The 13419-nt window shown below is 73.3% G+C and carries 10 protein-coding genes; 5 read left to right on the top strand and 5 right to left on the bottom strand.

Annotated elements, in window-relative coordinates; all coding sequences use genetic code 11:
* Nucleotides 1–161 precede the first annotated feature (161 nt).
* The 5 genes from ACF09C_RS23110 (at nucleotide 162) to ACF09C_RS23130 (ending at nucleotide 6961) form a co-directional block, all read left to right on the top strand.
* The gene (locus tag ACF09C_RS23110) at nucleotides 162–2939 is read left to right on the top strand and encodes a lysylphosphatidylglycerol synthase domain-containing protein (protein WP_392093852.1); all 2778 of its coding nucleotides are present in this window, start codon (nucleotides 162–164) and stop codon (nucleotides 2937–2939) included.
* A gap of 70 nt (nucleotides 2940–3009) precedes the next feature.
* Complete coding sequence (locus ACF09C_RS23115) at nucleotides 3010–3312, top strand: metalloregulator ArsR/SmtB family transcription factor (protein ID WP_362425103.1); 303 nt, start codon at nucleotides 3010–3012, stop codon at nucleotides 3310–3312.
* Nucleotides 3309–3698 carry a VOC family protein gene (locus ACF09C_RS23120; RefSeq protein ID WP_362425106.1) on the top strand — a complete coding sequence of 130 codons (390 nt, stop codon included), beginning with the start codon at nucleotides 3309–3311 and terminating at the stop codon, nucleotides 3696–3698. The genes ACF09C_RS23115 and ACF09C_RS23120 overlap by 4 nt, the downstream gene beginning before the upstream one ends.
* 87 nt (nucleotides 3699–3785) lie before the next feature.
* Nucleotides 3786–5351 carry an alpha/beta hydrolase gene (locus tag ACF09C_RS23125; RefSeq protein WP_392093854.1) on the top strand — a complete coding sequence of 522 codons (1566 nt, stop codon included), beginning with the start codon at nucleotides 3786–3788 and terminating at the stop codon, nucleotides 5349–5351.
* A gap of 38 nt (nucleotides 5352–5389) precedes the next feature.
* Nucleotides 5390–6961 carry an alpha/beta hydrolase gene (locus ACF09C_RS23130; RefSeq protein ID WP_392093856.1) on the top strand — a complete coding sequence of 524 codons (1572 nt, stop codon included), beginning with the start codon at nucleotides 5390–5392 and terminating at the stop codon, nucleotides 6959–6961.
* Between the two features lie 58 nt (nucleotides 6962–7019).
* On the opposite strand, the gene moeZ is transcribed toward ACF09C_RS23130, so the two are convergent.
* The 5 genes from moeZ to ACF09C_RS23155 form a co-directional block, all read right to left on the bottom strand.
* Complete coding sequence (moeZ, locus tag ACF09C_RS23135; protein ID WP_392093858.1) at nucleotides 7020–8198, bottom strand: adenylyltransferase/sulfurtransferase MoeZ; 1179 nt, start codon at nucleotides 8196–8198, stop codon at nucleotides 7020–7022.
* Nucleotides 8199–8261: 63 nt separating this feature from the next.
* The gene (locus tag ACF09C_RS23140) at nucleotides 8262–9014 is read right to left on the bottom strand and encodes a spherulation-specific family 4 protein (protein WP_392093860.1); all 753 of its coding nucleotides are present in this window, start codon (nucleotides 9012–9014) and stop codon (nucleotides 8262–8264) included.
* The gene (locus ACF09C_RS23145; protein WP_392093861.1) at nucleotides 9002–9961 is read right to left on the bottom strand and encodes an NAD-dependent epimerase/dehydratase family protein; all 960 of its coding nucleotides are present in this window, start codon (nucleotides 9959–9961) and stop codon (nucleotides 9002–9004) included. Before ACF09C_RS23145 ends, ACF09C_RS23140 begins: the two co-directional genes overlap by 13 nt.
* A gap of 143 nt (nucleotides 9962–10104) precedes the next feature.
* Entirely contained in the window at nucleotides 10105–11589 is a 1485-nt protein-coding gene (locus tag ACF09C_RS23150; RefSeq protein ID WP_392093863.1) for a hypothetical protein, read from the bottom strand.
* Between the two features lie 13 nt (nucleotides 11590–11602).
* Nucleotides 11603–13228, bottom strand: a complete 1626-nt coding sequence (locus ACF09C_RS23155) for a DUF3492 domain-containing protein (RefSeq protein ID WP_392093865.1) — start codon at nucleotides 13226–13228, stop codon at nucleotides 11603–11605.
* Between the last annotated feature and the right edge of the window lie 191 nt (nucleotides 13229–13419).

Genomic DNA, 13419 nt, shown 5'->3' on the forward strand with positions numbered 1-13419 from the left:
TTGCCTCCGTCGGGCCCCGCTTCATGCCACCATCGTGCGGGCGGTGACTGGTGATACGAGATCAAGAGCGACAAGACGAACAAGAAGAACAACAATTCGAACAGGACGACAAACAGTCGGTACACGCGGTGCGTACGACACAGGCAGAGACGGACATGGTGATGGGGCACGACGCTCAGCCTCCTGAGGAGGAGGCGCGCCCCGGCACGCCCGCCCCCGGCACAGCGACCCCCGGCCCGCCCGCCCACGGCGGTCGGGCGCACGGTCTCGGCCTCGGTCACGGCCCCTCCCCCGAGCTCGTCCCGGACTCGGTCCCCGAGGGCGAGCCGAGCGAGCGGGTCTCCCAGGACGAGCCCCTGCTCGCCGCCCGTGTGCACCGGCCCTCGGACCTGATGCGGCTGCTCATCGGCGTCCTCGCCATCGCCCTGGTCATCGCCATCGCCGCCTTCGCCCACGGCACGACCTCCGGTCTCGAGGAGGACATCAACAAGGGCGCGGGCGGTGCCCCCGACGTCTTCGTCAAGATCGCCGGACTCGTCTCCAGCATCGCCGTCCTGCTCGTACCGGTCGCCTTCGCCATCGAACGGCTGATCAAACGCGACGGCCTGCGGATCGCCGACGGCGTCCTCGCCGCCGTCCTCGCCCACGGCGTCACCCTCGCCACCGACCTCTGGGTCGCCAAGGCGGCGCCCGGCACGATCCAGGACGCGCTGACCCAGCCCGCGACCGGGGGCGGTCTCACCGACCCGGTGCACAACTACCTCGCGCCCGTCATCGCGTACATGACGGCCGTCGGCATGGCCCGCCGGCCGCGCTGGCGGGTGAGCCTGTGGGCGGTGCTGCTGCTCGACGCGTTCACCATGCTGGTCGCCGGGTACACCACCGCGTTCTCGATCATCCTGACCGTGCTGATCGGCTGGACCGTCGCGTACGGCACGCTCTACGCGGTCGGCTCCCCCAACGTCCGCCCCACCGGTCAGACCCTGCTCGCCGGTCTGCGCCGGGTCGGCTTCAAGCCGGTCACGGCGCTGCGCGCGGAGGGCGCGGGCGTGCCGGACTCCGCCGACAGCGGGGACCGGGGCCGCCGGTACATCGTCACCCTGGAGGAGGGGCCTCCGCTCGATGTCACGGTCGTGGACCGCGAGCAGCAGGCGCACGGCTTCTTCTACCGCGCGTGGCGCAGGCTGACCCTGCGGGCGATCACCACCCGCCGCTCGATCGTCTCGCTGCGCCAGGCCCTGGAGCAGGAGGCGCTGCTCGCGTACGCGGCGATCGCCGCCGGGGCGAACGCGCCCAAGCTGATCGCCACCTCGGAGCTCGGTCCGGACGCCGTGATGCTCGTGTATGAGCACCTGGGCGGCCGGAGCCTGGACTCGCTGGACGACGCGGAGATCACCGACGAGCTGGTGCGCAGCGCCTGGCGTCAGGTGCGGGCGCTCCAGTCGCGCCGGATCGCGCACCGGAGGCTCGCGGGGGACGCGATTCTGGTGGATCGTTCCGGCAAGGTCATCCTGACCGATCTGCGGGGCGGCGAGATCGCCGCGGGCGACCTGATCCTGCGGATGGACATCGCCCAGCTGCTCACCACCCTGGGTCTGCGGGTGGGCGCCGAGCGCGCGGTGGCCGGGGCCGTCGACGTACTCGGCCCGGACGCCATCGCCGACTGTCTGCCGCTGCTCCAGCCGATCGCGCTGAGCCGCTCCACGCGCGCGACGCTCAGGAGACTGGCCCGCGAGCGGTCCAAGCGGGAGCGCGAGGCCGTCCTGGAGGCCTCGGAGGCGGCGAAGCGGGCCCGCGTCGAGGCCGCCGCGGCCGAGACCCCCACCGGAACGGTCGAGTCCAAGATCGACCGCAAGTCGGACCGGAAGCTGGAGAAGGCGGAGAAGCAGGCCGAGAAGCGGGCCCTCGACGAGGCGCTCGACGACGCCCGCGAGGAGGATCTGCTGGCGCAGATCCGCCGTCAGGTGCTGTTGATCCGGCCGCAGGCACCGGTCGAGCCGGTCCGTCTGGAGCGGATCAAGCCGCGTACGCTCATCAGCCTCATCGCCGGCGCGGTGGCCGCCTACTTCCTGCTCTCGCAGATCGCCAGGACGCCGCTGTCGACGATCAGTTCGGCGGACTGGCGCTGGGTGGCTGCGGCGGTGCTGTTCTCGGCGTTGAGCTATGTCGCCGCCGCGATGAGCCTGCTCGGTTTCGTCCCGGAGCGGGTCGGATTCTGGCGCACGGTGGTGGCCCAGGTGGCCGGGTCGTTCGTGAAGATCGTCGCCCCCGCGGCGGTCGGCGGTGTCGCGCTGAACACCCGGTTCCTCCAGCGCTCGGGGGTGCGGCCGGGGCTCGCGGTGGCGAGCGTCGGCGCGTCGCAGCTCTTCGGGCTCGGCGCGCACATCCTGCTCCTGCTCGCCTTCGGCTATCTGACGGGTACGGAGAAGTCGCAGTCGTTCACGCCCTCCCGGACGGTGATCGCGGGACTGTTGACGGTGGCGGTGCTCGTGCTCGTCGTGACCGCGATCCCGTTCATGCGGAAGTTCGTCTCGACGCGGCTGCGCTCGCTGTTCGCGGGCGTCGTGCCGCGCATGCTGGACGTGCTCCAGCGTCCGCTGAAGCTGCTCACGGGCATCGGCGGCATGCTGCTCCTGACCGGTGTGTTCGTGCTCTGCCTGGACGCCTCGATCCGCGCGTTCGGCCACGACGCGCAGGGGCTGAGCTACGCCAGCGTGGCCGTCGTCTTCCTCGCGGGCAACGCCCTCGGCTCGGCGGCGCCGACCCCCGGCGGTGTCGGCGCGGTCGAGACCGCGCTGACCCTCGGTCTGGTCGCGGTCGGCCTCCCGATCGAGGTCGCGACGCCGGCGGTGCTGCTCTACCGGCTCCTGACGCTGTGGCTGCCGGTGCTGCCGGGCTGGCTCTGCTTCAACTGGCTGACGAAGCGGGGAGCGCTGTAGGAGGAGCGGCCGACCGGTGCGGCCGACCTCCGCTTGATAGGCAAGTCGCTACTTGCCTATCGTGGGGGTCATGGCTGATGATGTCTTCAAGGCGCTGGCCGACCCCACCCGCCGGCTCATCCTCGACGAGCTGGTGGACCGGGACGGCCAGACCCTTTTCGAGATATGCACCCGGCTGGTGACCAAGCACGACGTGGGACTGTCCCGTCAGGCGATCAGCCAGCACCTGGCCGTCCTTGAATCGGCGGGCCTGGTGCTGACGCGGCGCGAAGGCCGCTACAAGTTCCACGACCTCCAGACCGGCCCCCTCGAGCGCATCGTGACCCGGTGGCTCAGGCCGGGCACCCCCGAGACACCGGAGAGCACCCCATGAGGATCCACCTCACCCCGATCTACGTCGACGACCAGAAGAAGGCCCAGGCCTTCTACACCGACGTGCTCGGCTTCCAGCTGAAGCACGAGATCCCCCTGGGCACCGCCCTGTGGCTGACCGTGGTCTCCCCCGAGCACCCGGAGGGGACCGAGCTGCTCCTGGAGCCCTCCCAGGGACACCCCGCCGTGCAGCCGTACCGCGAAGCGCTGTTCAACGACGGCATTCCGCTCGCCTCCTTCGCCGTCGACGACGTGCAGGCGGAGTTCGACCGGCTGACCGCGCGCGGTGTGCGGTTCACCCAGGACCCGCTGGCCATGGGCAACGTCACGACGGCCGTCTTCGACGACACCTGCGGCAACCTGATCCAGCTGGTCCACGCGGCGTAGCCGCCCGCCTCGCACCACCCGCCCGAACTTCCCCCGGCTGGCCCACTCGCCCGCGCGGGGGACGGGGGTCCGGCGGACCATGGCCCTATGCCGATCTCCGCCGCGCAGCGCGCCGCCCTCTTCACCGCGACCACCGTGCTGCTCGCCGCCGGATGCTCGGGCGGCGGAGACAACGACGAGGCGTCGGACCGGCCCACGGACCTCGCCGGGCTCGCGGCGCAGCAGCTGGAGTGGGCACCCTGCCCACCGCCGTCCGCCGCCGAAGGCGGCGGCCCCGCGCCCTCCCCGCTCCCCGGCGGCACGCCCTGGGAGTGCTCCTTCATGGACGCCCCGCTCGACTACGACGATCCCGGCGGCGAGACGATCGAGCTGGCCCTGATCCGAGCCAAGGCCAGTGACCAGCAGCGGCGGATCGGCTCGATGATCTACAACTTCGGTGGCCCCGGGGGCTCCGGCGTCACCGGACTGCCGTCCTTCGCCCCCGACTACGAGAAGCTCCGCACCCGCTACGACCTGGTCTCCTTCGACCCGCGCGGGGTCGGCCGCAGCGCGGACGTCAACTGCCTGGGCGACAAGGAGCTGGACGCCTACTACGCCCTGGACTTCACCCCGGACGACGCCGCCGAGGAACGGACCCTCTCCGACGCGCAGAAGAAGTACGCCGCCGGCTGCGAGGACGAGTCCGGTGAGGTCCTCCCCCACGTCGGCACCGAGAACGCCGCCCGCGACATGGACCTGATGCGGCAGGTCCTCGGCGACGACAAGCTCCACTACTTCGGCATCTCGTACGGCACCGAACTCGGCGGCGTGTACGCCCACATGTTCCCGGAGAACGTCGGCCGCGCCCTCTTCGACGCGGTCGTCGACCCGAACGCCGGCACCGAGGAGGGAGCCCTCGGCCAGGCCAAGGGCTTCCAGCTCGCCCTGGACAACTTCGCCAAGGACTGCGTGGCGCGCGGCGACGAGTGCACGCTGCCCGGCTCGACGGTCGCCGAGATCGAGGCCTACATCCTCGACCTGCTCGCCCAGCTCGACAAGAAGCCGATCCCCGGCATCGGCGACCGCAAGCTCACCCAGACACAGGCCCTCAACGGCATCGCGCAGTCGCTGTACTCGCAGGAGTTCTGGCAGTACCTGGAGCAGGGCCTCGACGCGGCCGACGGCGGCGACGGCGGGCTCCTCCTCGCGCTCTCCGACTCCATGAACGGCCGCGACCAGAACGGCAGTTACAGCAACATCCAGGCCGCCAACGCGGCCATCAACTGCGTGGACTACAAGGAGCGCTACACCCTCGGCCAGGCCAAGGAGCGGCTCCCCGAGTTCGAGCAGACCTCCGCCGTCTTCGGCCCCTACATGGCGTGGGCGCTGTCGAGCTGCTCGCAGTGGCCGGTCCCCGGCACCTGGGAGCACCCGGACGTCTCGGCGCCCGGCTCCGCACCGATCCTCGTGCTGGGCACGACCGGCGACCCGGCGACGCCGTACGCGGGCACGCGGGCGATGGTGGAGGCCCTCGGCGACGGCGTCGGCGTGGAGCTGACCTACGAGGGCGAGGGCCACGGCGCGTACAACAGCGGCAACGCGTGCGTGCAGAACACCGTCAACGCCTACTTCCTCGACGGCAAGGTCCCGGCCTCCGGCATCGTCTGCAAGTAGCGCTCTGCCACGTAGCAGGGACCGAGTGCCTGGCTAGGATGGCGGCTTCCGGTCCGGCTCACGGGGGTTGTGCTTTGTCCATACGGATACGGGTGGCGGCCCTGGCCGTCACCGGGCTGCTGGTCGCAGGCTGCGCGACCGCCGAGACGCCCGCGGGCACCACTCCGGGCGGCGGCACCTCCACGGACGCCAAGGGGCCCGGCGCCCCCGGGCTCCCCGCCTCGCTCACCGGGCAGCGCCCCGACTGGAAGCGCTGCGACGCGCCCCAGGGCGGTGAACGGCCCAGCGCCGGCTGGCGCTGCGCCGGGGTCCGCGTCCCGCTCGACCACACCAAGCCCGGCGGCGAGACCCTCACGATCGCGCTGATCCGCAAGGAGGCCCGCGACAAGGACCGCCGGATCGGCTCGCTGCTCTTCAACTTCGGCGGCCCCGGCGCCTCGGGCGTCGACTACCTCCCGCTCGCGGCCCAGGAGTACGCCGCCCTGAACAACCGCTACGACCTGGTCTCCTTCGACCCGCGCGGCGTCTCCCGCAGCTCCGGTGTGGTCTGCCGCGACGACAAGGAGCTGGCCGCAGCCGAGGCCGGCACGGACGTCACCCCGGACACGGCGGCCGAGGAGGCCACGTACCTCGCCGACGGCGCCGCGTTCGGCGCCGGTTGCGCCCGCCGCTCCGGCACGGTCATCCCGCACACCACCACCGAGAACACCGCACGCGACCTGGACCTGATCCGGCACGTCCTCGGCGACGCGAAGCTGAACTACCTCGGCATCTCCTACGGCACCGAACTCGGCGGCACCTACGCGCATCTCTTCCCGACCCGCGTCGGCCGGGCCGTCCTGGACGCGGTGGTCGACCCGACGGCCGACGCCACCGGCCACGCCCGCAACCAGGCGATCGGCTTCCAGCGGGCCCTCGACAACTACCTCAGGAGCACCGGCGAGGCGCCCGCCCGGGGCAACGCCCGGATCGTGCGGCTCCTGGAGCGGCTCGACCGGGAGCCTCTGCGGGTCGGCGACCGGAAGCTGACCGAGGGTCTCGCCCTCACCGGCATCGCGATCACGCTCTACTCCAAGGACAACTGGCCCCTGCTGACCTCCGCCCTCGGGAAGGCCGAGTCCGGCGACGGCTCGGGGCTGCTACGGCTCGCCGACGCCTACAACGACCGCGACGAGACGGGCCACTACGGCACCCAGTCCCACTCCCAGCGGGCGATCTCCTGCGCCGACTCCAGCGCGCGCCCGACGGCCGCGCAGGTCAAGGCCGTGCTGCCGGAGTTCGAGAAGGCCTCGCCCGTCTTCGGCGCCTTCCTGGCCTGGGACACCGCGGGCTGGTGCGCCGAGTGGCCGGTGAAGGGGCTGCGGGCCGACCCGGAGGCGAGCGCGCCCGGCGCGGCCCCGATCCTGGTCGTCGGCACGACCGGCGACCCGGCGACGCCGTACGAGGGCGCCGAGCGGATGGCGAAGGAACTGGGCGCGGGCGTGGGCGTCCTGGTGAGCAACGAGGGCGAGGGGCACGGCGCGTACGGCACGTCGGCGTGCGTGACGCGGACGGTCGACGCGTACTTCCTGGACGGCAAGGTCCCGGCGTACGGCACGCGCTGCTCGTGACGGACGGAGAAGGGCCCGGACCTGCTGCAGGTCCGGGCCCTTCTCGTATGCGCTACTTCTAGTAGACCGGCTTGTCGGGCTCGATCTGGTGGACCCAGCCGATCACGCCACCGCCGACGTGCACGGCGTCCGCGAAGCCCGCGGACTTGAGCACGGCGAGGACTTCCGCACTGCGGACACCCGTCTTGCAGTGCAGGACGATCCGCTTGTCCTGCGGCAGGTCCTGGAGGGCGGTGCCCATCAGGAACTCGTTCTTCGGGATCAGTCGCGCGCCGGGGATCGAGACGATCTCGTACTCGTTGATCTCGCGGACGTCGATGATGTCGATGTTCTCGCCCTCGTCGATCCACTCCTTGAGCTGCTTGGGAGTGATCGTCGAGCCGAGCGCCGCCTCCTGGGCCTCCTCGGACACGACGCCGCAGAAGGCCTCGTAGTCGATGAGCTCGGTGACGGTCGGGTTCTCGCCGCAGACAGCGCAGTTCGGGTCCTTGCGGACCTTCACCTGGCGGTACTGCATCTCCAGGGCGTCGTAGATCATCAGCCGGCCGACCAGCGGGTCGCCCACACCGGCGAGGACCTTGATGGCCTCGGTCACCTGGATGGAGCCGATGGACGCGCAGAGCACGCCCAGGACGCCGCCCTCGGCGCAGGAGGGGACCATGCCCGGCGGCGGGGGCTCCGGGTAGAGGCAGCGGTAGCAGGGGCCGTACTCGGACCAGAAGACGGAGGCCTGGCCGTCGAAGCGGTAGATCGAACCCCACACGTACGGCTTGTTGAGCAGCACGCACGCGTCGTTGACGAGGTAGCGCGTCGCGAAGTTGTCCGTGCCGTCGACGATCAGGTCGTACTGGCTGAAGATGTCCATCACGTTCTCGGCCTCGAGCCGCTCTTCGTGGAGGATCACGTTCACGTACGGGTTGATGCCGAGGACCGAGTCCTTGGCGGACTCGGCCTTGGAGCGGCCGATGTCCGCCTGGCTGTGGATGATCTGGCGCTGCAGGTTCGACTCGTCGACCTCGTCGAACTCCACGATGCCGAGCGTGCCCACACCGGCCGCGGCCAGGTACATCAGGGCCGGCGACCCGAGGCCACCGGCGCCCACACAGAGCACCTTGGCGTTCTTCAGCCGCTTCTGCCCGTCCATCCCCACATCCGGGATGATCAGGTGGCGGGAGTACCTGCGGACCTCGTCTACGGTGAGCTCGGCAGCCGGCTCGACCAGGGGTGGCAGCGACACGGGGGCTCCGTTGGTCGGTATGTCAGTACGGTTGTTCTCCCCGTAACACTGCCACGGCCCTTCTCATTCCGAGACACCCGGTCCAAGGCGCGAGACGATTTCGTCCCAGTAGCCGGGCAGCGCCTGGAAAGCACCGATCCGTCCGTTGTGGTCCGGTCGGCCCGTCCGGTCGGTGAAGAAGATCGTCCCCGCGCCCTGCCAGCGGGCGATCCGCATCGCCTCGTCGAGGTGGCTGCGCGGCACCCCGTGGACGAGGTGGACGAACTTCTCCGGCGGGTACTCGGCGGTCCACTCGGCCACCTGCGACCAGCGGTAGTCGGTCCACGGCCCGCAGAAGGTGACCAGCTGGTCGGCCGTCTCGGCGTAGCCCGGGTACGGGTGGGCGCCCTGGCCGAGGACGAGGTGGGCCTCGCCGTCGAGGACCGCCTCCAGGGTGGCCGCGACGCGCCGCACCTCGGGCAGGTCGGCCCGGTCGGTGGGACAGCGGTCCAGGTAGAAGCCCTCGACCTTGTACCAGTCGAGGAAGCGGTGGGCGTCCGAGACGATCTCGCCGAAGTCGCGCGAACCGTGCCGGAGGTCGAGGTGCCCGAGCACCCTGACCCCCGCGTTCTTGAGCCGGCCCGCCGCCTCCAGGCAGTGCGGGTCGGGCCGGTCCCCCGGCCCCTGGGCGACGTCGAGCACGGCCCAGTGCAGCGGCGTGCCGGGACGGGTCAGCTCGGCCCATTCCACCGGGGCGAGCAGGGGATGGGCGTAGCCGGGGACGCCGAAGCCCATCTCCTGGACGGCTTCCGCGGCGGTCGTGGTCAGATGCGGCATGCCGCCTCCATCCAGATGTCGGCGAGGGATTCCTCGAGGTTGATCCGGGGGCGCCAGCCGAGCCGGTCGCGCGCGGTGCGCACGTCGGCCTGCTGCCAGCTGCCGCAGCCGTCGGGGTACGGGTAGGGCGCGGCGGCCAGCTGTTCGGCGATGGTCTCGGTGCGCGGGGCACCGATGACCGGCCGCGGGGGCGGCCCGTCGAGCTCGTGCAGGGTGCCCGCGTAGCCGGCGACCCTGGCCAGGACGGCGGCGGCGTCGCGGAGCTTGACGGCGCGTCCGGTGCCGATGTTGACGACGCCCTGGGCGGCGGAGAGCGAGGCGGCGTGGACGGCACGGGCCACGTCCCGTACGTCGACGAAGTCGCGCTGGACGCCGAGGCCGCTGAGCTTGAGCTCGCCGTCGCCCGCCTGCATGGCGCGGCGCATGGCCTCGGCGAGCCGGCCGAGCGGGGAACCCGCCGGGGTGCCGGGGCCGACCGGCGAGAAGACCCGCAGGACGACCGCGTCGAGCCCGGAGCCGAGCACGAGTTCGGTCGCGGCGAGCTTGGAGACGCCGTACGGGCCGCCGGGGCGGGGCACGGCGTCCTCGGCGGTGGAGGAGCCGGGCTGGGAGGGGCCGTACTCGGAGGCGCAGCCGACCTGGACGAGCCGGGCGCCGCAGCCGCTGCGCCTCAGGGCCTCGCAGACGGTGGCGACGGCCACGGTGTTGTGCCGGGTCAGGTCGCGGGCGCCGCCGCGGGTGGCGCCCGCGCAGTTGACGACGACTCCGGGGTGGACGGCGTCCAGGAAGCGGGTCAGCGCGCCGGGGCTGCCCCCGGCGAGGTCGAACCGTACGTCGGCGTCGTCGCCCCGTCCGAGCGCGGTGAGGTGCACGGCCGGGTCGGCGAGCAGCCGGTCGGCGACGAAACGTCCGAGGAATCCGTTGGCTCCGAGCAGCAGCACCCTCATCGTGCGGCCCCTTCGTGCCGACCGGCCGTGGCGGGGGGTAGCGAGGTCATGTCTCTTTCGTCTCCTTGGAAAGGGGGTCCTGCGGGGCGGGCACGCCCGCGGCGTCGGCTCCGCGGGTGTGCCGGGTCGAGGGGGGCTTGTGCCTAGGGCTTGGCGTGGGCCGAGGCCCGCGAGAGCGTGGCGGTGGCCTGGGCGAGCAGGGCGAGCGCCGCGACGCCGCAGACGAGGGTGGGTACGGCTCCGGGACCCCAGGTGTCGGTCAGGGCGCGGACCGGGGCGCCGAGGATGCCGCAGCCGGGGACTCGGGCCGCGAGGACGCAGGCGAGGGCGAGGGCCTCGCCCGCGCAGGCGGCGGCGAGGCCGGCGGCGGCGGTCTCGGGGAAGCCGTGCACGGCCAGGAGCCGGGCGACCAGGAGCAGGGCGCCGAGGGCGAGCGCCCCGGCGGCGAATCCGGTCAGGCTCAGCAGGCCGGCGAGGGCGGCCAGATGGAGCGCGACGGCGGCGAGGAGCAGGGGGCGGGTGCCCGCCGCGAAGTCCTCCAGGCCGCGGCTGGCGACGAGCCTGCGGCGGGCCCGGCCGGCGAAGAGCCGGGCGCACCAGGCGGCGGGGACCACGGCGAGCGCGAGCCCGAGGAGGGGCCCGGGGGTGACGGGCCAGGGCCCGTCGGGGCCTCCGGTGAGCGTGGCGTGGAGGAGACCGTCCCCGCCGAGCGCGTACGCGAGGAGCCAGACGGTCCAGACGCGGGCGGCGGGGACGGTGCGGCCGGCGGCGCGCAGCGGGCCGCGCCGGACGGCGACGGCGAGTGCGGCGGCCAGGCCGAGGGCCCCGGCCACGCCGACGGCGAGGCGCACGGGCCCTTCGGTGAGGGCGAGTCCGGTGACGGCGAGGGCGGTGACGGCGGCGGGCGCCAGGGCGGCCAGGGTCCAGCCGGCCCACCCGGCGCGCGCCTCCGGCTCGTGCGCGGGGCGCGCGGGAGGCGCTCCGTTGCCGCGCGGCACGCGCGCGTACAGCTCCTCGGCGAGCGAGAACACGTCCCGGTGCCGGAAGCGCGCGGCGGTCCGGTCGGTGACGCCGTGCGCTTCGAGCCCGGCCGCGATCTCCAGGGGGTCGACGGCCCGCTCGCACAGCTCGCGGTGCCGGTGCATGAGCGCCTTGACGGGGTCGGCGGGCCCCCGCCGTCCCCCGCCCACTATCGGCACCGCGGCGGGGGTCCGGTTCGGCGCGGGCTCCGCGTCGGTGTCCGCGTCCGGCGCCGCCTGGGCCACCGGCTCGGGGAGGTCGGACACGGGGGCGTCGGGCTCGGAGGCGTCGGGCTCGGGGGTGTCAGGTGCCCGGAGGTCGAGATCGGACACCGGCGCGGAGACGGGCGCCGACGGAGCCGGCACGAACGGCGCGGAGACGGGCGCGGGACGAGCCGGCACGGGCGCCGGTGCGGGCACGGGCGCGTGAGGCGCCGGCGCGTGAGGCGCCGGCGCGTGAGGCGCGGGCACGGGCGGTACCGGTCCCGTGGCCTGGCCGTCCGTCGTCACGGAGACCGTGACGGCCACCGTCAGGGCCGTCTTCTCGAGCAGCGTCTCCGAGTGGGAGGCCCAGGGGCCTGGGGTCGTCGGGGCGGCGGAGCCGCGCATGGGGGTGCCTCCTTCAGGCATCGGGGGCTCCCGTTCCGCCGGCGGCGCTCACCGGCTGGTCCGCCCAGCTGCCGGGGACGTACGCCTCCGCCGGGTGGGCGAAGGGGACGCCCTCCGCGGCACGGCGGCGCACCGGGGAGCGGGAGAGAAGTTCGAGGTAGATGCCGCGGAAGGCGGCCAGGTTCTGCTCGACGGTGAACAGTTCGAGCGCGCGCGCCCGCGCCGCCGCCCCCAGCCGGTATCGGCGCTCGGGGTCGCGCAGGAGCGCGAGGCACGCGTCCGCGAGCGCCCTCGGATTGCGCGGGGGTACGACGAGTCCGGTGCCGCCGATGACCTCGACGACCGCGCCGACGTCCGTCGAGACCGTGGCCCGTGCGCAGAACATCGCCTCGACCAGGCTGATCGGGAAGCCCTCCACGACGCTGGAGAGGACGACGACGGCGCCCGCCGCGTACGCCTCGGCGAGCGTCGGCGCCTCCGGTCCGCCGATCTCCTCGAAGGAGACCGGGTTCTCGCCGACGGCGTGCGCCCCCGGCGCCTCGTCGGGGAAGAGCTGGGCCGCGAGCGCCCGGCAGTGCGCGACGTACGCGTCCGCGCCCGGCTCGCGCACCGGCGCGGCGATGATCCTGAGCCGTACGTCGGGCTGCGCCCTGCGGACGTCCGCGAAGGCGTGGAGCAGCGCGATCAGGTCCTTGGCGGGCTCCACCCGGCCGACCCAGACGAGCGTCGCCGGGTCGCCGCTCTCCTCGTCCTCGCCGACCTCGGTGAACCGCTCGGAGGCCATGCCGGGGTAGACCGTGCGCAGCTTGGCCCGGTCGGCGCCGCACTTCTCCTGCCAGCGCCTGGCGTGCGTGTTGCCGGGGGTGAGGAGCGCGGCCTGCCGGTAGACCTCGCCTGCGAGCCGTCCCTGGAAGGCGGCGAGCAGCGCGCGCACGGGGGCGGGGCGGGGCCCTTCAACCGTGGAGAGGTAGTGCGCGCGGAGCTGTACGCCGTACTCGGTGACCAGGAGGGGGGTGCCGAAGAAGCGTTTGGCCAGAAGCCCGGGCAGCGCCGCGGAGCCGCCGGAGGCCGCGTGGCAGAGGTCGGCCGCGCCGAGCGCGTGCTCGCCGTACCAGTCGAGTGACAGCGGGCGCAGCGCGCGCTCCAACTGGTCGACGACGTCGAGGTAGTCGGGGACGGTGGCGGCGGCCACGCCCCGGCGTGCGCCGGGCGTGCGGCAGGCGGACTCCAGGGTGCGGACGGCGAGTTCGGAGCGCAGGGCGGCGTAGAGGCCGCCGCGCTCGGCGGCGAGTTCGGCGAGGCCGTAGAGCCCCTCGGCGAAGGAGGAGGCGGCGCCGGTCGTGTCGTCCTCGGCGCAGACGCCGGTCACCAGCGCGCCGAAGTGCTCGGCGAAGCGGCGCCGTTCGCGGCGGCCGTAGGTGTGGCCGTCGTCCTCGGGGGCCCAGAGCTGGGCGGTGCGGACGCAGCGGACCTGCGGGGGCAGGTCGACCCAGCCGGCCTCCTCCTGGCGGGCGCTGCGGCTGAGGGCGTACACGTCGAACTCGTGCGGCGTGAGCCCGCGCACGAGCCGGTCGCACCAGAGCCTGGACTCACCCGTGGCGTACGGGTAGCCACCCTCCGTAAGCAGTCCGATCCGCATGAGGACACCCCCGATCTCGCTTGCCCGGCGGCCGCCTCCGTCCGGCGACCCGCAGCGGGAAGAACGTAAGCGGATGAACCGGTGGCGGGGGGGGCGGGGGGGGGGCGCCCCCCCCCCCCGGGGGGGAGGCCGGGAGAAAAAAGCCCACCCCGCGCGGCACTCGGCGCCCGGGGGGCGGGTAGACAACGCAA

Source organism: Streptomyces sp. NPDC014870 (assembly GCF_043081505.1).
Classification (GTDB): Bacteria; Actinomycetota; Actinomycetes; order Streptomycetales; family Streptomycetaceae; genus Streptomyces.